Annotated in this window: 19 protein-coding genes; 12 read left to right on the top strand and 7 right to left on the bottom strand. The window is 74.7% G+C overall.

Annotation, left to right across the window (positions count from 1 at the left end):
• Positions 1 to 64: 64 nt before the first annotated feature.
• Positions 65 to 946, bottom strand: a complete 882-nt coding sequence (locus tag KPF22_RS25910) for a hypothetical protein (RefSeq protein ID WP_062400283.1) — start codon at positions 944 to 946, stop codon at positions 65 to 67.
• 189 nt (positions 947 to 1135) lie between these two features.
• Between KPF22_RS25910 and KPF22_RS25905 the strand changes: the two genes are divergently transcribed.
• From KPF22_RS25905 to KPF22_RS25875, 7 genes are all read left to right on the top strand, one after another.
• Complete coding sequence (locus KPF22_RS25905) at positions 1136 to 1960, top strand: siderophore-interacting protein (protein ID WP_224403530.1); 825 nt, start codon at positions 1136 to 1138, stop codon at positions 1958 to 1960.
• Between the two features lie 197 nt (positions 1961 to 2157).
• Positions 2158 to 5781, top strand: coding sequence for a transcription-repair coupling factor (gene mfd, locus KPF22_RS25900; RefSeq protein ID WP_224403980.1), 3624 nt, complete (start codon positions 2158 to 2160; stop codon positions 5779 to 5781).
• Between the two features lie 285 nt (positions 5782 to 6066).
• Positions 6067 to 7254: a type III PLP-dependent enzyme gene (locus tag KPF22_RS25895; protein WP_224403529.1), complete on the top strand. Its 1188-nt coding sequence runs from the start codon at positions 6067 to 6069 to the stop codon at positions 7252 to 7254.
• A complete protein-coding gene (locus KPF22_RS32790; protein WP_308010471.1) occupies positions 7251 to 10820 on the top strand; it encodes a S41 family peptidase in 3570 nt (1189 codons plus the stop codon). Before KPF22_RS25895 ends, KPF22_RS32790 begins: the two co-directional genes overlap by 4 nt.
• A 13-nt stretch (positions 10821 to 10833) precedes the next feature.
• The gene (locus tag KPF22_RS25885; RefSeq protein ID WP_208818793.1) at positions 10834 to 11757 is read left to right on the top strand and encodes a peptidylprolyl isomerase; all 924 of its coding nucleotides are present in this window, start codon (positions 10834 to 10836) and stop codon (positions 11755 to 11757) included.
• On the top strand, positions 11757 to 12683 hold the full coding sequence (locus KPF22_RS25880; protein ID WP_062400292.1) for a MazG family protein: 927 nt from the start codon (positions 11757 to 11759) through the stop codon (positions 12681 to 12683). The genes KPF22_RS25885 and KPF22_RS25880 overlap by 1 nt, the downstream gene beginning before the upstream one ends.
• Positions 12684 to 12725: 42 nt before the next feature.
• Positions 12726 to 13463 carry a lytic transglycosylase domain-containing protein gene (locus KPF22_RS25875; protein WP_224403528.1) on the top strand — a complete coding sequence of 246 codons (738 nt, stop codon included), beginning with the start codon at positions 12726 to 12728 and terminating at the stop codon, positions 13461 to 13463.
• A gap of 53 nt (positions 13464 to 13516) precedes the next feature.
• On the opposite strand, the gene efeB is transcribed toward KPF22_RS25875, so the two are convergent.
• The 4 genes from efeB to KPF22_RS25855 form a co-directional block, all read right to left on the bottom strand.
• Positions 13517 to 14746: an iron uptake transporter deferrochelatase/peroxidase subunit gene (efeB, locus tag KPF22_RS25870; protein ID WP_224403527.1), complete on the bottom strand. Its 1230-nt coding sequence runs from the start codon at positions 14744 to 14746 to the stop codon at positions 13517 to 13519.
• Positions 14743 to 15891 carry an iron uptake system protein EfeO gene (gene efeO / locus KPF22_RS25865; RefSeq protein ID WP_224403526.1) on the bottom strand — a complete coding sequence of 383 codons (1149 nt, stop codon included), beginning with the start codon at positions 15889 to 15891 and terminating at the stop codon, positions 14743 to 14745. Before efeO ends, efeB begins: the two co-directional genes overlap by 4 nt.
• A gap of 44 nt (positions 15892 to 15935) precedes the next feature.
• Positions 15936 to 16760 (bottom strand): iron uptake transporter permease EfeU, encoded by an 825-nt coding sequence (gene efeU, locus KPF22_RS25860; RefSeq protein ID WP_208818797.1) that lies wholly within the window; start codon positions 16758 to 16760, stop codon positions 15936 to 15938.
• A gap of 133 nt (positions 16761 to 16893) precedes the next feature.
• On the bottom strand, positions 16894 to 17304 hold the full coding sequence (locus KPF22_RS25855; protein ID WP_043279643.1) for a tetratricopeptide repeat protein: 411 nt from the start codon (positions 17302 to 17304) through the stop codon (positions 16894 to 16896).
• 153 nt (positions 17305 to 17457) lie between these two features.
• Here KPF22_RS25855 and eno point away from each other — a divergent pair, with 153 nt between their 5' ends.
• From eno to KPF22_RS25840, 3 genes are all read left to right on the top strand, one after another.
• Complete coding sequence (gene eno, locus KPF22_RS25850) at positions 17458 to 18753, top strand: phosphopyruvate hydratase (RefSeq protein ID WP_208818798.1); 1296 nt, start codon at positions 17458 to 17460, stop codon at positions 18751 to 18753.
• Between the two features lie 170 nt (positions 18754 to 18923).
• Complete coding sequence (locus tag KPF22_RS25845; RefSeq protein WP_224403525.1) at positions 18924 to 19523, top strand: septum formation initiator family protein; 600 nt, start codon at positions 18924 to 18926, stop codon at positions 19521 to 19523.
• Positions 19524 to 19527: 4 nt separating this feature from the next.
• Entirely contained in the window at positions 19528 to 20052 is a 525-nt protein-coding gene (locus tag KPF22_RS25840; protein ID WP_062400304.1) for a DUF501 domain-containing protein, read from the top strand.
• Here KPF22_RS25840 and KPF22_RS25835 read toward each other — a convergent pair.
• Positions 20049 to 21692: an acyl-CoA dehydrogenase family protein gene (locus tag KPF22_RS25835; protein WP_224403524.1), complete on the bottom strand. Its 1644-nt coding sequence runs from the start codon at positions 21690 to 21692 to the stop codon at positions 20049 to 20051. The genes KPF22_RS25840 and KPF22_RS25835 overlap by 4 nt on opposite strands.
• An 86-nt stretch (positions 21693 to 21778) precedes the next feature.
• On the opposite strand from KPF22_RS25835, the gene KPF22_RS25830 reads away from it, so the two are divergent.
• Positions 21779 to 22732, top strand: coding sequence for a Ppx/GppA phosphatase family protein (locus tag KPF22_RS25830; protein ID WP_208818800.1), 954 nt, complete (start codon positions 21779 to 21781; stop codon positions 22730 to 22732).
• On the top strand, positions 22729 to 23445 hold the full coding sequence (locus KPF22_RS25825; protein WP_208818801.1) for a uracil-DNA glycosylase: 717 nt from the start codon (positions 22729 to 22731) through the stop codon (positions 23443 to 23445). Before KPF22_RS25830 ends, KPF22_RS25825 begins: the two co-directional genes overlap by 4 nt.
• A gap of 206 nt (positions 23446 to 23651) precedes the next feature.
• On the opposite strand, the gene KPF22_RS25820 is transcribed toward KPF22_RS25825, so the two are convergent.
• Complete coding sequence (locus KPF22_RS25820) at positions 23652 to 24470, bottom strand: class I SAM-dependent methyltransferase (protein ID WP_224403523.1); 819 nt, start codon at positions 24468 to 24470, stop codon at positions 23652 to 23654.
• Positions 24471 to 24490: the final 20 nt, after the last annotated feature.

Genomic DNA, 24490 nt, shown 5'->3' with positions numbered 1-24490 from the left:
CCGGGGCGTCGAGAGCCGACGGCCCGGCACCTCGCGGTACCGGGCCGTCGGAAGGGCGGTGGGCTCAGGCGTGCGTGAGTGCGTCCTCGAACTCCTCGGCCTTCAGCGGGGCGAGGTCGGAGACCCGCAGGAAGTCGCCCAGCGTGGTGCCGGTCGCGCCCGAGTCGACGTTGCGCGGGCCGCGGCCGGCCCGGACGTCGTCGAGGTTGATCGTGCGCAGGTCGTAGGAGAACCGGGTGACGTCGGAGGTGTTCGGCGCCGACGCGTGCAGGTGGTTCGACGAGAACATGAACACGTCACCGGACTGCCCGGCGATCCGGATCTCGCCGCGGGACTCGAAGTCCTCCAGTGGGAGCGGGTGCGGACGGGTGTCGGTGGTCTTCTCGCCGGCGGCCGCGGTGCGGTGCTTGGCGACCCACTCGTCGTAGTCGTACTGGTTCGATCCGTTCTTCACCGGGCGGTCGAAGTAGTCGGTGTACATGCTCATGACGTTGTCGCCGACGACGTCGAACACCGGGGTCCAGTAGTTCACGAGCTGCTGCGGGTGGCCGTACCACATGTCGCGGTGCGCCTTGTAGTTGTAGGACACGCCGGCGGTGAGGAACTGGTCGGCCGGGATCACGCGCAGCCGCGGGATGTCGAAGTAGGTGCGCTCGGGGTCGACGCCGAAGTCGACGGCGAACTGCTGGCAGAGCGCCTTGGTCCGGTCGCCGTTGGTGAACTCGCGCTTGAGCGGCTCGACGCGGCGGACGAACTCGTCGACGTCCATCTCGTACTGGGCCCGCTCCGGGTCCAGACCCTCGAAGGCCTGCCCGATCAGGTCCTTGGCGTGGTCGGCGAGGGCGTTCGCGCCACCGATCCCGCTGTAGAGGTGGAAGTCGCCCCGGAACAGGGACTCGCGGCGCGCGTCGTCGTCGATCCGGCGGTTGAGGTAGACCGTGATCACCGCTTGCTCCTCCGTGCTGGCTCGGGGTCGGAAACCCGCCTGACACCTGTCGACGCTAGCGCACACGATCGGGTGAGTATCTACGATGCGACGTAGTAGTCGTGCTGTGCGACACCGTGTCCGGAAGATCCGTTTGGTGTGGCCCGCTCCGTCGTGGTTAGCTGAGCCTCACCTATGGAGGAGGCGGCGATGTCGGTCGTGACCGAGGACCGGGCGGCGGTCCGCGTGGTGGGTCTGCAGCGGCTCTCGGACGTCTTCGTCCGGGCCGAGCTCGAGGGGGAGGGGCTCGCCGGTCTCGGCCTGCCGGGCGTCCCCGACGAGGCCTGCGTCTTCCACTTCCCGCTGCCCGACGGCGGCCGCGACGACCACGGTCGCTGGTACACCCTGCGCGAGGTCAGCCCCTGCCGCACCCGGGCGTCCATCGACCTGGTCTGCCACCCCGGCGGGGTCGGCGCGGGCTGGGCCCGGCGGGCCTGCGTCGGCGACGAGATCGAGGTCTCGCACTCGAACAGCTGGTTCAAGCGCCCGGACGGCGTCGGCTGGCAGATCCTCGTCGGCGACGCGGCCGCGCTCCCCGCGCTCGCCCGGATCGTCACCGAGACCCCCGAGGGCATCGACACCGAGGTCGTCCTGGAGATCGACGAGATCCCGGCCGACTTCCCCACGCGGGCGCGGGTCCGCCGCGAGCCCGCGAGCGAGACCGGCAGCCGGCTGGCGGAGATCGTCGCCGGGCTGGCGTTGCCGGACGGGCCCGGCTACGTCTACGTCGGCGGTGAGGCGTCCGCGACCCGCGCCGCCCGCAAGCACCTGCGCCACGAGCGCGGCCTGCCGCCCGGCGCCTACGGCGTGCTCGGCTACTGGCGTCGTGACGCCGACACCTTCCGTCGCACCTGGCAGGCCAATCAGGAGCGCTTCGAGAAGGCCTACGCCGACGCGGCCGTCGCGGCCGGGGGCGACGACGAGCGGATGCTCGACCTGTACGAGGCGACCCTGGAGCGCGACGGGCTGCTCTGAGCGAGGCGTGCCGCGGGACACGGACGCCTCGCTCGGCGCCCGCGTGGGCCAGGCGTAAACTCGGAGGTCGGCACCCCGACCGGGTCGGGAGCCCTACCGCGACCCGGGCAGGGGTCTGTCCTGCCCGCGGCCGGTCCCCGTCGCCGCGCGCACCGCCAGCCCACCTCCACCGAGGAGCCAGCGCCGTCGTGGCCATCCTGTCCGGTCTGCTCACCTCCGCCCTGTCCGACGCCGGTCTCCGCGCCGCCGTCGACGCCGCCCGTGCCGCGGACACCCGCGCCGGTGAGACCCCTGCCGTGCAGGTCGAGGGTCCCTCCGCGGTGCGCCCGCTGCTCGCCGCCGGGCTCGCCGAGACCTCCACGGTGCTCGCCGTGACCGCCACCGACCGGGAGGCCGAGGACCTCGCGGCCGCGGTGTCGGACCTGCTCGGCCACGGCGAGGGGCCGGGCGCCGCCGCCGACACGGTGCACGACTGCGCGGGCGCGCCGGTCGTCGTACTGCCGAGCTGGGAGACGCTGCCGCACGAGAAGCTGTCCCCGCGCCCGGACACCGTCGCCCGCCGGCTGACGATCTTCCACCGGCTCTCCTCGGTGGAGACCGCCCCTCGGGTGGTCGTGACCGCGGCGCGCAGCCTGATCCAGCCGATCGCGCCCGGGCTGGGCACGCTCGCCCCGGTGACGCTGGCCGTCGGCGAGGAGTACGACTTCGAGCAGCTGCTGGTGCGCCTGGTCGAGCTGGCCTACAGCCGCGCCGAGATGGTCACCACCCGCGGCGAGTTCGCCGTGCGCGGCGGCATCCTGGACATCTTCCCGCCGACCGCCGAGCACCCGGTGCGCGTCGAGTTCTGGGGCGACGAGGTCTCCGAGCTGCGGTCGTTCTCCGTCGCGGACCAGCGTTCGGTCGGCGAGGTCACGCGGATCGACGTGCCGCCGTGCCGCGAGCTGCTGCTCACCACGCCGGTGCGCGAGCGGGCCGGCGAGCTGGCCCTGGAGCAGCCCGAGACCGCGGGCCTCAACCGCAACCCGCTGCGCGAGCTGCTGGAGAAGCTGTCCGAGGGCATCCCCGGTGAGGGCATGGAGTCGCTGATCCCGGCGCTGGTCGGCGGGGAGATGCAGACGCTCACCGACCTGCTCCCGGACGGGACGCGGGTGCTGCTCGCCGACCCCGAGCGCATCCGCACCCGCTGCGCGGACCTCGTGCGCACCGGGCAGGAGTTCCTGGAGGCGTCCTGGCTGGCGTCCGGCTCCGGCGGCGAGGCCCCGATCGACGTATCCGGGTCGGCCTACCGCGACCTGCGCGTCACGCTGGACCACGCGACGGCGACCGGCCGCCCCGTGGTCTCGTTGTCGCCGCTGCTGTCGGGCTCCGACGACGTCGTCGTGGCGGGCGTGCACGAGATCGAGCCCTACCGGGGCGACACCGACCGCGCGCTGACCGACCTGCGCGCGCACGTCGCCACCGGCGGCGCCGCGGTGCTCGTGCTGGCCGGGCAGGGCACCGCCGACCGCTCGCTGGAGCAGCTGCGCGAGGCCGAGGTCCCCGCCTCCGCCGTCCCGGTGCTCGCCGACGCCCCGGAGAAGGGGATCGTCACCGTCACCTGCGGGCGCGTGCTGAACGGGTTCACCGCGCCGGAGGTCGGACTGGTCGTCGTCTCCGAGGCCGACCTGACCGGCAGCCGCGCCGGGCTCGACACCGCGCCGCGCAAGACCACCCCGCGCAAGCGCAACGCCGTCGACCTGGCCGTGCTGCAGCCCGGCGACTTCGTCGTCCACAACCAGCACGGCATCGGGCGCTTCATCGAGATGAAGGAACGCACCGTCCAGGGCGCCACCCGCGAGTACCTGGTGCTGGAGTACGCCAGCTCCAAGCGCGGCCAGCCCGCCGACCGGCTCTTCGTGCCCACCGACGCCCTCGACGAGATCAGCCGCTACGTGGGCGGCGAGCAGCCAGCCGTCAACAAGCTCGGCGGCGGGGACTGGGCCAAGACCAAGAGCCGCGCCCGCAAGGCGGTCAAGGACATCGCGGCCGGTCTGGTGCAGCTCTACGCGGCGCGCCAGGCCTCGCCGGGGCACGCGTTCGGCGCGGACACCCCGTGGCAGCGCGAGCTCGAGGACGCCTTCCCCTACACCGAGACCCCCGACCAGCTCTCCGCGATCGACGAGGTCAAGCGGGACATGGAGCGTCCGGTCCCGATGGACCGTGTCATCTCCGGCGACGTCGGGTTCGGCAAGACCGAGATCGCGGTGCGGGCGGCGTTCAAGGCGGTGCAGGACGGCAAGCAGGTCGCGGTCCTCGTCCCGACGACGCTGCTCGCCACCCAGCACCTGTCGACGTTCTCCGAGCGGATGCGCCAGTTCCCGGTGACCGTGCGCGGGCTGTCGCGGTTCACCGACCCGGCCGAGGCGCGCGAGACGATCGAGAAGCTCGCCGACGGCCAGGTCGACGTCGTCGTCGGCACGCACCGGCTGCTCCAGACCGGCATCCGCTACAAGGACCTCGGCCTGGTGATCGTCGACGAGGAGCAGCGCTTCGGCGTCGAGCACAAGGAGCACATCACCGCGCTCCGGGCGCACGTCGACGTCCTGACCCTGTCCGCGACGCCGATCCCGCGGACCCTGGAGATGAGCCTCGCCGGCATCCGCGAGATGTCGGCGATCACGACCCCGCCCGAGGAGCGGCACCCGACCCTGACCTATGTCGGCGCCTACGACGACAAGCAGGTCGCCGCCGCCCTGCGCCGCGAGCTGCTGCGCGACGGCCAGGTGTTCTACGTGCACAACCGGGTCAGCTCGATCGACCGGGCGGCGAAGAAGATCCAGGACCTCGTCCCCGAGGCGCGGGTCGCCGTCGCGCACGGGCAGATGAACGAGGACCTGCTGGAGCGGACCGTCAGCGCGTTCTGGCACCGCGAGTTCGACGTGCTGATCTGCACCACGATCGTCGAGAACGGCCTGGACATCTCCAACGCCAACACCCTGATCGTCGAGCGCTCCGACACGCTGGGCCTGTCCCAGCTCCACCAGCTGCGCGGCCGGGTCGGGCGTGGCCGCGACCGCGGCTACGCCTACTTCCTGTTCCCCGCCGACCACCCGCTCACCGAGACCGCGCACGACCGGCTCGCCACCATCGCCCAGCACTCCGAGCTCGGCTCCGGTGCGGCCGTCGCGATGAAGGACCTGGAGATCCGCGGCGCGGGCAACATCCTCGGTGCCGAGCAGTCCGGCCACATCGCCGGCGTCGGGTTCGACCTCTACATCCGCCTGGTCGGGGAGGCCGTCGCGGCGTTCCGCAGGCAGGCGGGCGGAGAGATCGGGGCCGAGCCGGAGGAACTCCAGGAGGTCCGGGTCGACCTCCCGGTCGACGCGCACGTCCCGCACGACTACGTCGACGGCGAGCGGCTGCGCCTGGAGGTCTACCGCAAGATCGCCGAGGCGCCGGACGACGCCGCGCTCACCGCGATCGTCGAGGAGCTGACCGACCGCTACGGCGAGCCCCCGACCCCGGTGCGCAACCTGCTGGAGGTCGCCCGGTTCCGCCAGCTCTGCCGCCGCCTCGGCATCCGCGAGGTCGCCTCGGCGGGCACCCAGCTGCGGATCGGTCCGATGCAGCTGCCCGACTCCGCCCAGCTGCGGCTGCGCCGGCTCTACCCCAAGGCGCAGTACAAGGCGGCCGCGCAGGTCGTCACGGTGCCCAAGCCGGTGCAGGGCAACCGGATCGGCGGCGCCGCCATGCGCGACGTCGAGCTGCTCGGCTGGTGCGCGGAGCTGCTGCTGCAGATCGTGCCGACCTCCACCCCGGTGCACAGCTCCGCCTCGTCCTGACGCGGCCCCGACGCGGCGTTGACGCCGCGTTGATGAACACCGGGTGCTGCACCGGAGAACATCGGGTGTCGGCGTCCGTGCCGTTTCCGGGACGGAACGGGACGGACGCCGGCGAACTGCTCGCCGGAGTTGTCGGGATCAATCGCGCGACGTGGGTTCCCGTTTCCTCCGGTGATCCACGGCACCCCACGGGCGTGATCCACACTGTTTTACGATCGGATCGACGGCGGATCAGGACGCCGTTTCCGTCGTGAACCCCCCGTTTCCGGGAAAGAGGTGTGTCCGATGTCCGATCGCCGGCCCGTCTCCACTGAATCCGTCGAACTCTGCACTCCGTACCTGGTGCTGGATCTGGACGCCGTCCGGGAACGGTACGCCGAATTTGGACGCGCACTTCCCGGCGCGGAACTGTTCTATGCGGTCAAGGCGAATCCGGCCCCGCGGCTCGTCGCATTCCTGGTCGGTCTCGGCGCGCGATTCGACGTCGCCAGCCGGCCGGAGCTGGAACTGTGCCTCGCGGCCGGCGCGCGGCCCGCGGACATCTCCTACGGCAGCACCGTGAAGAAGGAACGCGACATCGCGTTCGCGCACCGCAGCGGGGTCCGCCGGTTCGCCGTCGACTCGGCCGCCGAGCTGGCCAAGATCGCGCGCTGCGCGCCGGGGGCGGAGGTGTTCGTCCGGGTCACCTGCACCGGCGCGGGCTTCTGTTTCCCGCTGGACCGCAAGTTCGGGTGCTCGACGGCCGCGGCCGCGTCGTTGCTCCTCGACGCCGACGCGGCCGGTCTGCGCGCCGCGGGCGTGTCGTTCCACGTCGGCTCCCAGCAGCTCGACCCGGGGGCGTGGCGGGCCGGGATCGCCGACGCCGCGGAGGTGTTCCGCCGGGTCCGCGCCCGCGGGCTGCGACCCGACCTGCTCGACCTCGGCGGCGGATTCCCCGCGCACTACGACGCGCAGGTCCGCCCGCTGTCGGACTACGGCGACGCGATCCACGGGGCGGTCGCCGCGGAGTTCGGCGACGACCGGCTGGAGTTGATGATCGAACCGGGCCGGGGCCTCGTCGCCGACGCGGGGACGCTGCACAGTGAGGTCGTGCTCGTGTCCGACCGGGACGGTGACGCCGGTCCGCGCTGGGTCTATCTCGACGTCGGCCGCTTCGGCGGGCTCGCCGAGACCGAGGGCGAGCTGGTCCGCTACCCGATCCGCACCGCGCACGACGACGGCCCCCGCTCCCCGGTCGTCCTGGCCGGGCCGACCTGCGATAGCGCCGACGTGCTCTACCGCAGGCACCCCTACCTGCTCCCCGACGACCTGTGCGCCGGTGACGTGGTCCGGCTGCTGCACACCGGCGCCTACACCGCCAGCTACTCCTCGGTGGGCTTCAACGGCTTCGCCCCGCTGCGCTGCGTCTGCACCGGGGACCCCGCCGCGGGCGGGTCCGGATCGTCGGTGGGTGCGGCTAACGTCGCCGTGTGAGCTTCCTGCGCCATCCCCATCTGTCGGGTGACACGGTCGTCCTGGTCGCGGAGGACGACCTGTGGACGGCTCCGGTCGAGGGCGGGCGGGCCCACCGCCTGACCGCGGACGGGGTGCCCGTCACCGCACCGCGCTTCTCGCCCGACGGCGGGTCCGTCGCGTTCGCGTCCCGGCGCGACGGCGCACCCGAGGTGTACCGGGTCGACGCCGAGGGTGGCACGCCGACCCGGCTGACCTGGTGGGGCGAGGCGCCGACCCGCGCCGCGGGCTGGACCCCCGACGGCGCGGTGGTCGCGCTGTCCGCGCACGGCGACGCGACCTCCCGGCTGTGGGCGTACGCGGTCCCGGCGACCGGCGGGGCACCGCGGCTGCTGCCGTACGGCACGCTCTCCGCGCTCGCCCACCAGCCCGGCGGACCCGCCGTGCTCACCCAGGTCGAGGGCGGGCGCGACGCGGCCCACTGGAAGCGCTACCGCGGTGGGCGCGCCGGTCGGCTGTGGCTCGACACCGCCGGGACGGGGGAGTTCACCCGGGTCCTCGCCGCTCTGGCCGGGCAGCTGGAGTGCCCCATGATCGTCGACGACGGGTCGGGCCCGCGGCTGGCGTTCGTCTCCGACCACGAGGGCTGGGGGAACGTCTACTCCGTCCCGCTCGCCGACCCCGGCACCGACCTGCGCCGGCACACCGACCACGGCTCCGGCGGCCGCACCGACTTCTACGCCCGGCACGCCAGCACCGACGGGCGCCGGGTGGTCTACGAGTCGGCCGGGGAGATCTTCCTGCTGGACGATCTGTCCGCCGCCTCGCAGCCGCGCCGGATCGACGTCCGGCCCGGCGGGCCGCGGCGCGCCCGCGAGCCGTTCCGCGCGTCGCTGCCCGCCGACCTCGGCCCGGTCCGGCCCGACCGCACCGGCCGCACGAGCATCGTGTCGGTGCGCGGGACCGTGCACCGGCTCACCCACCGCGACGGCCCCGCCCGCGCACTGCTCGCCGAGCCCGGTGTGCGGGCCCGGCTCGCGCACCCGCTCGGCACGCACCGCGCCGTGTGGGTGGACGACGCGACCGGTGAGGACGCCGTGGTCGTGGCCCCGCTCGACCCGCACCTCCCGGACGCCCCGGAGCGGGCGCGGTACGCCGCGGGCGGCATCGGACGGGTCCTGGAGCTGGTCCCGGCACCGGACGGGTCCGCCGTCGCGCTCACCACGCACGACGGCAGGCTGCTGGTGCTGCACACCGGCGCCGATCCCGCACCGGATCCGGCGCCCGGCCCCGGCGGCCGGCCCGACGACGGCGTGGTCGACGAGGCCGTCCCGGCCCGGGCGGTGGGGGAGCTGCGCGAGCTGCACCGCGGCACCGCGGGCGAGCCCTCCGACGTGTCCTGGTCACCGGACTCGGCCTGGCTGGCCTGGTGCGACCCGGCCCCCGAGGGGCTGTCGCGGATCGTGCTCACCCGGGTCGCCGACGGCGAGCACGCCGAGGTCACCCCGGCCCGCTTCCACGACAGCGACCCGGTCTTCACCGCTGACGGCAGGCACCTGGCGTTCCTGTCCCGGCGGGTGTTCGACCCCAGCTACGACGAGCACTCCTTCGACCTGACCTTCGGCACCGGCTGGAAGCCGTTCCTGGTGCCGCTGGCCGCGCGGACGCCGTCGCCGTTCGGGGCGGGGCCGGACGGCCGCCCGGTGGACCCGGCCGACGAAGGCCCGGACGACCCGCCCGCGACCCCGCCGACGCCCCCGGCCCCGCCGGAGCCCGGCGACGAGCCCGAGCCGTCCGGTGACGGAGCCGCCGACGGTGCGGGCCGCGCGGTGGCCGCGGCGACCGGGGCCGGGGCGCAGGCCCGGAGCGGGGCGCGCGGCGGCCGTCGCCGGTCCGGGCGCGACGCCGGCGAGGTACCGCCGGAGGTCGTCGTCGACGTCGAGGGGCTGGCCGACCGGGTCGTCGGCGTGCCGGTCGAGGCCGCCCGCTACACCCGGCTCTCCGCGGTCCGGGGCGGCCTGGTGTGGCTGCGGCTGCCCGGCGGCACCGGCGTGCTCGGCGACAGCCTCCCCGACGACGACGCCGAGCCCGACCGCGCCGTGCTGGAGCGGTTCGACCTGGCCCGGCGCACGGTCACCGTGGTCGCCGATCCGGCGTCGTCGTTCGCGGTGAGCGGCGACGGAACCCGGCTCGTCGTCCGCGACCGGGGCACGGTGCGGCTGCTGCGCGCCGACCGGGGCGGCTCCGCGGCGCCCGAGGACGACGCGGGCGGCGACGAGTTCACGATCGACACCCGCCGGCTCGTGGTCACCGTCGACCCGGTCGCCCAGTGGCGGCAGATGTTCGACGAGACCGCCCGCCTCATGCGCGACCACTTCTGGGTCGAGGACATGGCCGGGGTCGACTGGGCCGCCGAGACCGCCCGGTACCGGCCGCTGGTCGACCGGGCCGGGAGCCACGACGACCTGCTCGACGTGCTGTGGGAGCTGCACGGCGAGCTGGGGACCTCGCACGCCTACGTCCTGGGCGGCGGCGCCGGCGGCGACCCGACCGGGCGCCCCGGCCTGCTCGGGGCGGACCTGGAACCCGACCCGGCAGGCGGACCGGGGTGGCGGGTCCGGCGCGTCCTGCCGCCGGAGACCTCCGCGCCCGCCGCGCGCAGCCCGCTGTCCGGGCCGGGCGTCGACGTGCGGGCCGGGGACGTGCTGCTGGAGGTGAACGGGCGCCCGCTGGACCCGCACTGGGGGGTCGCGCCACTGCTCGTCGCGACGGCCGGGAGCACCGTGGAGCTCACCGTGCGCTCCGGTCCCGACCGGCCCGACGCGGGCACCGTCCGCCGCGTCGCGGTGCGCCCGCTGCACTCCGAGGACGAGCTGCGCTACCAGGACCGGGTGGCCCGGCTGCGCGCCGAGGTCGCCGAGCGTTCCGGCGGGCGCCTGGGCTACCTGCACGTGCCGGACATGATGGGCTACGGCTGGGCCCAGCTGCACCGCGACCTCGCCCGCGAGACCGCGAAGGACGGCCTGCTGCTCGACGTGCGCGGCAACCGCGGCGGCCACACCTCGCAGCTGGTGGTGGAGAAGCTCGCCCGCCGCGTCATCGGGTGGGACCTGCCCCGGCACGGCGCACCCGCCACCTACCCCGAACAGGCGCCGCGCGGGCCGGTGGTGACCCTGGCCGACGAGCGCTCGGGCTCCGACGGCGACATCGTCACCGCCGCCATCAAGCGGCTCGGGGTCGGCCCGGTCGTCGGGACCCGCACCTGGGGCGGGGTGATCGGCATCGACAGCCGCTACCGGCTCGTCGACGGCACCCTGGTGACCCAGCCCCGCTACGCCACCTGGTTCGACGACGTCGGCTGGACGATGGAGAACCACGGCGTCGACCCCGACGTGGAGGTGGTGGTGACCCCGCAGGACCGGGCGGCAGGACGGGACCCGCAGCTGGACCGGGCGATCGCGATCGCCCTGGGCCGGCTCGACGAGCACCCGCCCGCGCGGCCGCCGGACCTCGCGGGGCGGCCGTCGGCGGCCCGGCCCGCACTACCGGCTCGGCCGGGCGGGGGAGATCGGCACCACATCGCGTGAGAGGCTGACCGCCGTGCGCACTCGCAGGATCACCGCCGCCCTGCTGATCGTCGGGGCCGTCGCTGTCACCGGGGCCGGCTGCGGCACCGGACCGAGCCGGGTCGACTCAGCCGCGATCGTCGGCGAGACGTCGATCCCGCTCGCCACCGTGCAGCCCGCGATCACCTCGGTGCTCACCCGGCCCGGGCTGGTCGACGGTCTCAAGGCCCAGGGCGGGTCAGAGGCCGACATCGGGCGGGCCGTGGTGTCCCAGCTGGTGATCCGCGACCTGATCGGCCTGACCGCCCCGGAGCAGGGCGTCACCGTGTCCGACCAGCAGGTCGCCGCGGCGGTCGCCCGGCAGGGCGGCGAGCAGGCGGTGCAGGAGTCGTCGCTCGCGGTCGGCGGTGCGCAGGCCGCCACCCGGGACGAGCTGACCCTGTCCGAGCTCGCCCGCCGCGAGCTGCCGCGGCTGTCGGTGACCGCGGACGTCGCGGTCGCCCAGGACCGGGCACAGGCCACCACGCTGGCCCGTGAGGTCGCCGCCGGCGGGCAGCGGGCCGAGGCGGCGCTGGCCGGTGCCGGCACCACCCAGCGCGGGCTCGCGATCCGCCCGGCCGAGACCCCGCAGGCCGCGCTCACCCCGCTGATCGGGATCCCGGCCGGCTGGGTCGCGGCGTTCCCGCTGGGCAGCGGCCAGGGCTGGGTCGTGGTCCGTGTGACCGAGCGCGACCTCGGCGCCCCCGCCCCGGGCGACGCGGTCGGCCAGCTGGACCAGCGGTCGCTGTCCGAGGCCGGGATCCGGATGCTCACCCCCACCGCGCTGCGCACCGGGGTGCAGCTCAACCCCCGCTACGGCGAGTGGGACCCGATCCAGATGCTCGCCGTACCGACCGCCGAGGACGCCTCCGTGGTGTTCCCGGTCGCCGCGGGCAACCCGACCCCGCCCGCTCCCTGATGGCCGCCACGGTCGTCGTCTGCCCCCGGCGCGGGGCCGCACTCCCGGCCGCGGCGCTGCCGCTGCTGCGCTCCGCGACCGACGTGCTCGCCGTGCCCGGTCTCGACGCCGGCGCCGCCGCCGGTGCCGCCGACTGGACCGGCACCGACCCCGCCGGGCTCGCCGACGGCACGGTGCTGCTGGTCCCGGCGGGCCACCCCGCCGCCGCGCACCCCGGTGCGGTGCCGCCGCCCACCGGGCACGCGGTGCTCGACGCCGTCGCGGTGATGGACCGGCTGCGCTCGCCCGGCGGCTGCCCGTGGGACGCCGAGCAGACCCACACCTCGCTGCTGCGCTACCTCGTCGAGGAGTGCTACGAGCTCTACCAGTCCATCGAGGACGGTGACCGCACCGAGCTGCGCGAGGAGCTCGGCGACGTCCTGCTGCAGGTGCTGTTCCACGCCCGCGTCGCCACCGAGCACGACGGCGCCCCGTTCGGGATCGACGAGGTCGCGACCGGGCTGGTCGACAAGCTCGTCGGCCGCCACCCGCACGTGTTCGCCGCGGGGGAGCAGGTCGCCACGGCCGCCGACCAGGACCGCCGCTGGGACGAGCTCAAGCGCGCCGAGAAGCAGCGCGAGTCCAGTGTCGACGGCATCGCGACGGTCCAGCCGGCCGTCGCGCTCGCCGCGAAGCTGACCTCCCGCACGGCGAAGGCGGGGCTGCCCGCGGACCTGCTGCCCGCCGACGACGGTGCCGGTGCGGCGCTGTTCCGGCTGGCCGCGGCCGCACAGCTCGGCGGTGCCGACCCGGAGGCCGCGCTCCGCACGGCCGCCCGGGAGTTCGAGGCGCGGGTGCGGTCGGCGGAGAAGGCCGCCGCCGCCGACGGGCTCGACCCGCACGCGCTGACCGCCGAGGACTGGCGCCGCTACTGGGACGGTCCCTGACCCCCACCCCGATCGGGTGATACCCGCCGGTAACGTGTGAGCGTGCGCACCCAGTCGCTGCTCGCGGCCATCGGCGGCATCCTGGCCCTGATCGTGCTCGTCTCGCTGGCGACCGGCCCGGACTTCGGGCCGTCGCTGCCCCGGACCCCGGTCGACAGGCAGTCCGCCCCGCCTGCGTCCGCGCCGCTGCCGGCGGGCACCGACGTCGTCGCGTGGGCCCGGGCGACCGCGGCCGAGGCCGACATCCCCGAGCGGACCCTGCAGGCCTACGCGAACGCCGAGCTGCGCCAGCGCGAGCGCACCCCGGACTGCCGGCTGAGCTGGGCGACGCTGGCCGGGGTCGGGCGGATCGAGTCCCGGCACGCGACCTTCCGCGGCGCCGAGCCCGGCCCGGACGGCCGCGTCGACCCGCCGATCATCGGCATCCCGCTCGACGGCACCGGCGGCACCCGCCGGGTGGCGGACACCGACGGCGGCCGCCTCGACGGCGACCCGGTGCTGGACCGCGCGGTCGGGCCGATGCAGTTCCTGCCCGGGACCTGGGCGCGCTACGGCGCGGACGGCAACGGTGACGGCGTCGCCGACCCGCAGCAGGTCGACGACGCCGCGCTCGCCGCGGCCGGGTACCTGTGCGCGAACGGGCGCGACGTCGCCGACGCCGGGGACTGGTGGCGAGGGGTGCTCGCCTACAACGCCTCGGGCGACTACGCCCGCGACGTGTGGTCCGCCGCCGCGGACTACGCGCAGCGCACCGCCGTCCCGGCGCCGCCGGCCCCCTGACCCGGCCCGCCCCCCGGCGGGCGCGGCCGTGCCGGTGGGACGCGGCGTGCGGGTCAGGCGAGGAGCGCGCGTCCCCAGTGGTCGTCGCCCTCGGCGAGGCCGGGCGGGACCGCGAACACCGCCGAGCCGTTGTGCTCCAGGTACTCGCTGAGCGCATCGGACCGGGCCAGCCTGCGCTGCATCGGCACGTACTGCGTGAGCGGGTCGCGCACGAACGCGACGAAGAACAGCCCGGCGTCGAGGTGGCCGCGGCCGTCGGTGCCGTCGACGAAGTTGTAGCCGCGCCGCAGCATCCGCGCGCCGCCGTTGGCCTCGGCTGAGGCGAGCCGGATGTGGCTGTCGTCCGGGATGACCGGCCCCGACGGACCGGTGGCGGCCAGGTCGGCGAGGTCGAACTCGGCCGTGCCGGTCAACGGGGCGCCCTCACCCTTGTCCCGGCCGATGATCTGCTCCTGCTCGTCGAGCCCGGAGCGGTCCCAGGTCTCGATGTGCATCCGGATCCGGCGGGCGACCAGGTAGGACCCGCCGCGCAGCCAGTCCGGTCCCTCGTCGCCGACCCACACGTGCTGCGCGAGCAGATCGGGCTCCTCGGCCTTGAGGTTGTTCGTGCCGTCCTTGAACCCGAACAGGTTGCGCGGGGTCGCCTGCCCGGTCGAGGTCGACGACGTCCGCCCGAAGCCCAGCTGCGACCAGCGCACCTCGGTGACGCCGAAGCCGTCGCGGACCAGGTTGCGGACCGCGTGCACGGCCACCTGCGGATCGTCGGCGCAGGCCTGGATGCACAGGTCCCCGCCGGAGCGGGCCGGGTCGAGCCGGTCGCCCTGGAACCGGGGGAGCCCGGCGAGCTGGGGCGGGCGGCGGTCGGCGATCCCGAGCTTGTCGAAGAACCCCGGGCCCACGCCGAAGGTCAGCGTCAGCGACGCGGCCGGGAGCCCGAGCGCCTCGCCGGTGTCGGTCGGGGCGGCGTAGCGGTTGGCCGGGATCGCGCCGCCCTCGGCGGTCTCCCGGCCGCTCGTCATGCGCTCGGCCGCGGCGGTCCAGCGGCGCAGCAGGTCGGCGACGGCGGCGCGGTCGGTCGAGGTGAGGTCGAGCGCGACGAAGTGCAGCCGGTCCTGGGCCGGGGTGACGATCCCGGCCTGGTGCTCGCCGCGGAAGGCGACGACGCCGTCGGCGGCGGGTGCGCCGGACAGCCCGTAGCCCGCGGCCGCGCCCGCCCCGGCCAGCGCCGCTCCGGCGCCGGCCAGGCCGAACAGCCGTCGCCGGGACAGGTGCCACGGGCTCATGCCGTCACGGTGCCCGCGACCTTGCTGACCGGCTCGGACAGCGCGTCGACGGCCGCGGTCATCGCGCGGGTGTCCTCCGGGGTCAGCTGGGTGTAGAGCCGGTAGCCGTCGCCGACCCGGTAGCCCTGCAGCAGCGTCTCGACGGCCTCGAACCGCTGGTCGAGCACCGGGCCGAGCGCGGGGTCGTTGGCGTCGATCGTCGGGCGGAGTGCGGCGACCGCGGCGCGGGAGCCCTCGACGTTCGCGGCGAAGTCCCACAGGTCGGTGTGGGAGTAGCGGTCCTCCTCGCCGGTGATCTTGCCGGTGGCGACCTCGTCGAGGAGCTCCTTCGCACCGTTCGCGAGCTGGACCGGGGTCAGCTCGACGGTCCGGGTGCGCGCGGCCAGGTCGGTGATGTCGGCGGTGAGCCGGTCGGCGATCGCGGCCGAGTCGGGCTGGAGGCCGGTGACCCACAGGTCCTTCTCCAGCCGGTGGTACCCGGTGAACCCGACGCCCGGGTCACGCTCGTCGTCCTCCCGGCCGTCGATCCTCGGGTCGATGTCGCCGAAGGACTCGGCGACGGGCTCGATGCGCTCCCAGTAGGTGCGCGCGACCGGGAACAGCGCCTTGGCCTTCTCGACCTCGCCGGCCTTGACCGCGTCGGCGAACTCCTGGGTCTTCGGGACGAGCGCGCCGACCTGGGAGTCGACGTAGCGCTTGTAGCCGGCGGTGGCCGCGGCCAGCTGGGCGTTCGCGTCGGTGGCACGCTGCGCCGAGCCGGTCACGGTGAACGGGGCGCGGATGCCGTCGCCGGACATGCCGGGCTTGCAGGCAGTGGTGTAGGTGCCGCCGTCGGGGACCTCGACGATCAGGTCGCGGGACAGCCCCGGGCCGATGTTCTCGACCTCGCCCATGATCCGGTCACCGGTGGCGTAGAGGTAGAACTCGGTGACCTTGCTGCCGGCGTTGGTGATCCGGAAGGTGACGTTGCCGGCCGGGGCCTGCGCGGTCGAGATCTCGCAGGCGGTGTCGGTGGCGTTCACGGTGATCGGGCCGCCGTCGCCCGCCCCCTGCGCCGTGGGGGCGGTCGAGGTGCAGCCGGCCAGCAGCGCGGCGGCGACGGTGAGCGACGCCAGGCCGGCGGCCGTGCGCGTGACGGGGGACATCGTGCGTTCTCCTAGAGGGGTCGACACCGTGGACGGTGCGGGGTTCAGGCGTCGGTGGTGGCGGGGGCGCGCCGGCGGGCGGGGCGCAGGAACAGCGCCAGGACCACCACGACGTAGAGCGACCAGACGACGGCCTCGAGCACGGTCGTCTGCGGTGAGAAGTTGAAGATCCCCTTGAGGAGCGTGCCGTACCAGGAGTCGGCGGGGATCACGTCACTGACGTCGAAGGCCAACGTGGTCAGCCCCGGCAGGATCCCGGCCTCCTGCAGGTCGTGCACGCCGTAGGCGAGGATCCCGGCGGCGACGAAGATCAGCAGGAAGCCGGTGACGGTGAAGAACCGGCCCAGGTCGATCTTCAGTGCGCCACGGTAGATCGCGTACGCCAGCGCGACGGCGATCGCGATGCCGATCAGGAACCCGACCAGCGGCCCGGCCGTCTCGCCCGCGGCCTGCGCGGCGGCGAAGAAGAAGATCGCGGTCTCCAGGCCCTCGCGGCCGACGGCGAGCGCCGCCATCACGACGACGGCCCACGGCCCCATCGACACGGCCCGGTCCAGGGCGCCCTCCAGCTCCCGGGACAGGGTCCGGCCGTGCGAGCGCATCCAGAAGATCATCCAGGTGACGAAGCCGACCGCGATGATCGAGAGCGAGCCGCCGAGCGCCTCCTGCGCGGAGAAGGTCAGTGCCTGCTGGGTCAGGGTCAGCCCGAGCGTGACGCCGACGCTGACGGCGACGGCGAGCGCGACGCCCGCCCACACCCTGGGCAGCTCGGAGCGACGCCCGGTGCGGACCAGGAACGCGACCAGGATCGCCACGACCAGCGCGGCCTCGAGCCCTTCGCGCAGCCCGATGAGCGCGTTCCCCAGCATGCGACCTCCTGCAGCGTGACCACGACGAGCAGTCACCAGGTGAGGGTGTGCTGCCGGGCGGGAAGGCTAACCTCACCCGATCGAGCGGGGAAGTGTCGCGCGGCATTCGCCCCGGAAGATCCGTTTTCGCACGTCAGGGACGGTCGGGTGCGAGCGCGATGCGGGCCCGCACCTCGCCCAGTGCCTCCTGGTACTCCGGGCGCGGATCCATCGCCGAGGCGATCTTCAGCTGCGTCTCGGCCTCGCCGAGCCTGCCCTGGCGCTGCAGCGTCTTGCCGAGTGCGAAGCGCGCGTAGTGGTCGGCCGGATCCATCTCGACGACCCGGACGAAGGCCGCCTCGGCCTTCCGCAGCTGTGCCGAGTCGAGGTAGGCGCGGCCGGCGAGCAGGTGCACCGAGGCGTCGCCGGGTTCGTCCGGACCGTGGGCGTCGAGGACCGGGCGGAGCGCGTCGAGTGCCTCGAGCGGACGGTGCCGCGAGAGCAGCCGGTCGGCACGGCGGAACGCCGCGACCGGGTCCTGGTGGTTCGCACGGGGACTGCTCATGGTCACCCTTACGTTAGGTGCGATCCGGGCGGGATGCGAGGTCTTGACAGACCGCCGGTGCGGAGCAGGGTGACGCAAGCGTCCCCCGCCGGGGGCCGACCGGTGACTACGCTGACGCACCGGACGACACCCGCGATCAGAACAGGAGTCACGGTGGCGGTCATCGAGCAGGTCGGGGCACGCGAGATCCTCGATTCCCGGGGCAACCCCACGGTGGAGGTCGAGGTCGCGCTGGACGACGGCACGCTGGCGCGTGCCGCGGTCCCGTCGGGCGCCTCGACCGGCGAACACGAGGCCGTCGAGCTGCGGGACGGCGACAAGAACCGCTACGGCGGCAAGGGCGTCGAGAAGGCCGTCGCGGCCGTCCTCGACGAGATCGGGCCGGAGCTCGTCGGCGTCGAGGCGGTGGACCAGCGACTGGTCGACCAGCGCCTCGTCGACCTCGACGGCACCCCGGACAAGTCGAAGTTCGGCGCGAACGCCCTGCTGGGCGTGTCGCTGGCCGTCGCGAAGGCCGGGGCGGAGTCCTCGGGCCTGGAGCTGTTCCGCTACGTCGGCGGCTCCAACGCGCACGTCCTGCCGGTCCCGATGATGAACATCCTCAACGGTGGCGCGCACGCCGACACCTCCGTCGACGTGCAGGAGTTCATGGTCGCCCCGATCGGTGCGGAGACCTTCCGCGAGGCGCTGCGCTGGGGCGCGGAGGTCTACCACGCGCTGAAGTCGGAGCTGAAGGACAAGGGCCTGTCGACCGGCCTCGGCGACGAGGGTGGTTTCGCCCCCGACGTCAAGGGCGGCACCCGCGGCGCGCTCGACCTGATCGCCGCCGCCGTGCAGCGGGCCGGCTACACCCTGGGTACCGACGTCGTGCTGGCGCTCGACGTCGCGGCGACCGAGTTCCACGACGCCGGCAAGTACTCCTTCGAGGGCAAGAAGATCACCGCGGACAAGCTGTCCGAGGTGTGGGCCGAGCTGGTCGACTCCTACCCGCTGGTGTCCATCGAGGACCCGCTGGACGAGAACGACTGGGACGGCTGGGTCGGCCTCACCGAGGCCATCGGCGACAAGGTGCAGCTCGTCGGCGACGACCTGTTCGTCACCAACCCGGAGCGGCTCGAGGACGGCATCGCCCGGGGCGCCGCGAACGCGCTGCTGGTGAAGGTCAACCAGATCGGCACCCTGTCCGAGACCCTCGATGCGGTGACGATGGCGCACAACGCGGGGTACCGCTGCATGATGAGCCACCGTTCCGGGGAGACCGAGGACGTCACCATCGCGGACCTCGCCGTCGCGACCGGCTGCGGCCAGATCAAGACCGGCGCCCCGGCGCGGTCCGAGCGGGTGGCGAAGTACAACCAGCTGCTGCGCATCGAGGAGCTGCTCGGTGACGCCGCCCGCTACAACGGCGAGCTGGCGTTCCCGCGCTACCAGGTGCCCGGCCAGGGCTGACGCTCCGGTCGTTCCCCCGTCGGTGACACCGGTGCCGCCCGGATCGTCTGCGGACGGTCCGGCGCGGCACCCCCACCGGTGCCCGATCGGGCGGCATGCTGGACGGGTCGCCACGGAGGGGCACGGGCGGCACCGACGGGTGAGGGAACCCGGGACGGACGGGAGGGTGCATGGCGGACCGTCGGGGACGTGGACGGGACGCTCGTGCGCGCACGACCGGCACGGGGCGTGGCCGTGCCGCGGCCAAGCCGCGGACCACGACCGCACGCTCGGCGCGGGCCCCCGCGTCGACGGGCGGCTCCGGTGCGCGGTCGCGGCCGGCCGGACCGCAGGGCGCCCGGCCCCGTCTGACCCGCGCCCGGTCCCGCGCCGGTGAGGTCGTCGCCCGCACGACCGGGCTGCTGGGCCTGTCGTCGACGAAGCGGGCCGCCATCCTGGCCATCGTGGTCTGCGCGCTCGCGCTGACCGTCGCGGTGCCGCTGCACAACTTCGTCGCCCAGCGCCAGGAGCTGGCCGACGTCTCCGACCGGCAGCAGGCGCTGGAGGCCGACGTCGCGCGGCTGTCCTCCGACCGCGCCCGGCTCTCGGACCCGGCCGAGGTCGAGGCCCAGGCCCGGTCCCGGCTCGGGATGGTCCAGCCGGGGGAGACGCCCTACGTCGTGCAGTTCCCGGCCCCGCCGGTGCCGGTCGTCGAGGACGGCCAGGCCGAGCCCGGCGTGCCCTGGTTCCACACCCTGTGGAACGACGTCACGGGCGACCCGCGACGATGACGGTGTGAGCAGCACTCGTTCCCGTCCGCCCGGTCTGGAGCCGGGCCCGGTCGCCCAGGCCGACCTCGACGCCGTCGCCGACCAGCTCGGTCGCGCCCCGCGCGGGGTCCTCGCGGTCGCCTACCGCTGCCCGTCCGGGCACCCGGCGGTCGTGCAGACCGCGCCGCGGCTGCCCGACGGCACCCCGTTCCCGACGCTGTACTACCTGACCTGCGCCCGGCTGGCGTCGCGGATCGGGACCCTCGAGGCCGAGGGCCGGATGCGGGAGATGGAGGAGCGGCTGGCCGTCGACGACGAGCTGGCCGCCGCCTACCGTCGCGCCCACGAGACCTACCTCGCCGAGCGCGACGCCATCGAGCCGCTCGCCACGCACCCGGACGTCACGGCCGGGGGGATGCCGGACCGGGTCAAGTGCCTGCACGTGCACGTCGCGCACGCCCTCGCCGCCGGGTCCGGGGTGAACCCGTTCGGCGACGAGGCCCTCGACGAGATCGGGGAGTGGTGGCGGTCCGGACCGCCCTGCCTCTAGATCCCCGGCGTCGCCCGCTCCAGCAGCACCCCGACGCTGTCCTTGCCCGGCCGGGTCCCGGCCGTGCGCAGCGGCCCGTCGGCGTCGAGCCGGGTCGCGAGGAAGACGTCCGCGACGGCCGTCGGGGCGTGACGCACCAGTAGCGACCCCTGCAGCGCCAGCGCGGCCAGCTCCGCGAGACGGCGGGCCCGGCGCTCCTCCGGCGCGGCCAGCTCGGCGCGCAGCGCGGTGACCGTCGCGTCCAGCCGCGGGTCGGCTCCCGCGGCGAGGTCGATCTCGGCGAGCAGCGCCTCGACGGCGTGCGGCTCGCGGGCGATGGCGCGCAGCGCGTCGAGCGCGGTGACGTTGCCCGAGCCCTCCCAGATCGAGTTCAGCGGCGCCTCCCGGTAGAGCCGGGGCAGGTCGGACTCCTCGACGTAGCCGTTGCCGCCTAGGCACTCCAGCGCCTCGGCGACGACGGTCGAGGTCCGCTTGCACACCAGGTACTTCGACACCGGCAGGGCCAGGCGCAGCAGCGCCGACTCACCCCGGTCGACGGCGCCGGCCAGCCGCAGCGCCAGGACGGTCGCGGCCTCGGTCTCGGCGGCGAGCTCGGCGAGGACCTCCCGCATCAGGGGCTGGTCGGCGAGCCGCGCCCCGAACGCGGACCGGTGCGCGACGTGGTGCGCGGCCTCGGTGACCGCGGCCCGCGCGGTCGCCGCGGAGCCCAGCACACAGTCCAGCCGGGTCATCGAGACCATCTCGATGATCGTCCGGACGCCGCGGCCCTCGTCGCCGACCCGCCAGCCGACCGCACCCGCGTACTCGATCTCCGACGACGCGTTGGACCGGTTGCCGAGCTTGTCCTTGAGCCGCTGCAGCCGGATCGCGTTGCGGGTGCCGTCGGGCAGCACCCGGGGCAGGACCAGGCAGGTCAGGCCGCCGGGGGCCTGGGCGAGGGTGAGGAACAGGTCGTTCATCGGGGCGCTGGTGAACCACTTGTGCCCGGTCAGGCGGTAGCTGCCGTCGGGCTGCGGGGTGGCGACGGTGGTGCCGGCGCGGACGTCGGAGCCGCCCTGCTTCTCGGTCATCGACATGCCCGCGAGCAGGCCGTCCTTGCCGGCCGGGACGGCGAGGCCGGGCACGTAGCGGCGGGCGGTCAGACCGGGTTCGTAGGCGGCGGCGAGCTCGGGCGCGTGCCGCAGCGCGGGCACCGACGCGTAGGTCATCGAGATCGGGCACAGGTGACCCTGCTCGACCTGCGAGGTGAGGTAGAAGCCCGCCGCGCGGGTGACGTGCGCGCCGGTCCCGGGCTGCTCCGCCCACGGAGCGGCGGCGAGGCCGTGTCCGACGCTGGTGCGCATCAGCGCGTGCCAGGACGGGTGGAACGTGACCTCGTCGACGCGGTGTCCCGTGCGGTCGTGCGTGCGCAGCTCCGGCTCGCAGGCGTTCGCGGAGCGGGCGTGCTCGCGGTGCTCCGCGGTCCCGACGGCCGCGGCCACCGACTCCAGCGCCGCCGCGTCCCCGCCCTCCCGCGCGAGCGCCTCGACGACGGCCGGGTCCGCGGAGAGCAGGTCGCCGTCCGAGCGCGGCGGGACCTGGTTGAGGACCTCGTGGGTGCCGAGGTCGGACACCGGGGCCGGGGTGTGCGTCGTCGCCATTACCGGAGGGTAACCCGGACGGGCGGCTCCACCGGCCGATCCCGACTACGGTGAGGTCCGACGGTCGCCGAGAGCAGGGAGTGCCGATGTCGCGGGTCGCCGCCATCGACTGCGGAACCAATTCGATCCGGCTGCTGGTCGCCGATGTCACCGAGGCGTTCGACGGGCAGAAGGAGCTGCGCGACCTGCACCGCGAGATGCGGATCGTGCGGCTGGGCAAGGGCGTCGACGCGACCGGCCGGCTCGACCCGGAGGCGCTGGAGCGGACCCGGGTGGCGCTGGTCGACTACGCCGTCGCCGCCCGCCGCAAGGGAGCCGAGCGGATCCGGATGGTCGCGACGTCGGCGACCCGGGACGCGTCGAACCGCGAGGACTTCTTCGCGATGGTCCGCGACACCCTGGGCGTCGAGGCGGAGGTCATCTCCGGCGACGAGGAGGCGCGCCTGTCGTTCGTCGGCGCCGTCGGCGACCTCGACCCCGACGACGGCCCGTTCGTGGTGACCGACGTCGGCGGCGGGTCCACCGAGGTCGTCGTGGGGGAGCTGCGCGACGGGGTCGCCGTGGTGACCGCGGCGAAGTCGGTCGACATGGGGTCGGTGCGGCTGACGGAGCGCTGCCTACCCTCGGACCCGCCGTCGGACGCCGAGATCGACTCCGCGCGTGCGGTCGCCGCCGAGGTGCTGGCCGAGGCGTTCGCGTCGGTGCCGCTCGAGACCGCGACGACCTGGGTCGGGGTGGCCGGGACGATCACCTCGCTGTCCGGGATCGCCCAGGAGCTGCCCGCCTACGACCGCGAGCAGGTGCACGGCTCGACGCTGACCCGCGAGGACCTGCACCGGGTCGCGGACCTGCTGATCCGGTCGTCGCGGGCGGAGCGGGAGAAACACGGTTCGCTGCACCCGGGCCGCGTCGACGTCATCGGTGCCGGGGCGCTGGTCGTGCAGGCTCTGGCCGACGAGCTGCATGCGCGCGCCGGGATCGACCGGGTCGTCGTCTCCGAGCACGACATCCTCGACGGGATCGCGCGATCGATCGCATGAACCTGGCGGTCCTGGACCAGCGGATCTCCGAGTGCCGGGCCTGTCCGCGGCTGGTCGAGTGGCGCGAGCAGGTGGCCCGGGAGAAGCGGGCCGCGTTCCGCGACGAGACCTACTGGGGACGCCCGGTGCCCGGCTTCGGCCCGCCCGACGCGCGGATGCTGATCGTCGGGCTGGCTCCCGCCGCGCACGGCGCCAACCGGACCGGGCGCATGTTCACCGGCGACCGCAGCGGCGACGTGCTCTACGCCGCGCTGCACGCCGTCGGACTGGCCTCGCAGCCGACCGCCTCGCACATCGGCGACGGCCTGGAGCTCCACGGGGTCCGGATCACCGCGCCCGTGCACTGCGCGCCGCCGGCGAACAAGCCGACCCCGGCCGAGCGCGACGCCTGCCGGAACTGGCTGGAGCAGGAGCTCGACCTGCTCGCGCCGACGGTCCGCGGGGTCATGGTGCTCGGCGGCTTCGGGTGGCAGGCGCTGCTGCCGGTGCTCGCCGGGGCGGGGTGGACGGTCCCGCGGCCGGCCCCGAAGTTCGGGCACGGGGCGTCGGTGACGCTGGCCCCGGCCCGGCCCGACCGGGAGCCGCTGGAGCTGTTCGGCTGCTACCACGTGAGCCAGCAGAACACCTTCACCGGCCGGCTGACCCCGGCCATGGTCGAGCAGGTCCTGTCGGACACCGCGCGGGCCGCGGGATTGTCGCCGATCCGACGATGAACGTCGTCGCCGCTGCTCGGGGGTCCCTTCCGGCGTGGCTCTGCTCTGCTCACCTCTACGCAACACCCTCCGCCGCGACGCCCCGGCCCGCCCGGTCGTCTCGCGTCCCCCGCGCCGCTGCCGCCGCCGAGACGCAGCTCAGCGGGGTTCCGGTACGGGTCGCCGCCCGCTGAGCTGCATCTCGGCGGGCGCCCCGGTCCCGGGGCTCAGCCGGTGGTGAAGCGGTGCAGGCGCATCGCGTCCTGCATGGCGGGGAGGTGTCCGACGACCGACAACAGCGGGCGCAGCCACACCCGCGGCTCACGCAGGGACACCTCGTCGTAGATCGAGATGTCGTCGCGCTCGGTCAGCGACGGGTGCCGGTGCGCGAACTCCGCGGGATTCCACGACCACCGGAACTCGGTACCGACGGCGCGGAACGTCGGCGTCCACCGCGAGGCACGCACCGTCCACGGGGCGACGGCGTCGAACGCCAGCGTCGCCGCGGGGGTTCCGGACACGACCCGGTCGACGGTCGCGTGCACGGCCTCGGCCGGGACGTACATGAACAGCCCCTCGGCGACGACGAGCGTCGGCAGCGTCGGGTCGACGGCGGACCACCAGTCGTCGTCCGTGACGGAGCCGGAGACCTGCTCGATGCTGTCGGGGAGGTCGTAGAGCCGCCGTCGGACCTCCATCACCTCGGGCTGGTCGACGTCGACCCAGCGGCACGTCGACGGCACCCCGACCCGCAACGGCCTGCTGTCCAGCCCGCAGCCCAGGTGCAGGACCTGCCCGGCGGGCTCGGTGGAGAGGAACTCCCGTGTCCAGCCGTCGAGGATCGCGGCGCGGCACACGATGGTCGAGACGTCGCCGGTGAACTGCCAGAGGCCGTGGACGTCGTGCTCGATGCGGTCCCAGACGGGCTCCGCCCACGGGTCGCCCAGGATCGGGCGGCGGGACCGGGCGTCCAGGCGTCGCATGTAGAGGGTCATCAGCAGGGTCGCCGCGGCGCCCCGGAGGTCGACCTTCTCGGTGCTCGGCATGAGTCCTTCCCGCCCTGGCT

Origin of the sequence: Pseudonocardia sp. ICBG1034 (assembly GCF_020131375.1) — a bacterium.
GTDB classification, from domain to species: domain Bacteria; phylum Actinomycetota; class Actinomycetes; order Mycobacteriales; family Pseudonocardiaceae; genus Pseudonocardia; species Pseudonocardia alni.
This window is presented reverse-complemented; position numbering and strand designations above follow the sequence as displayed.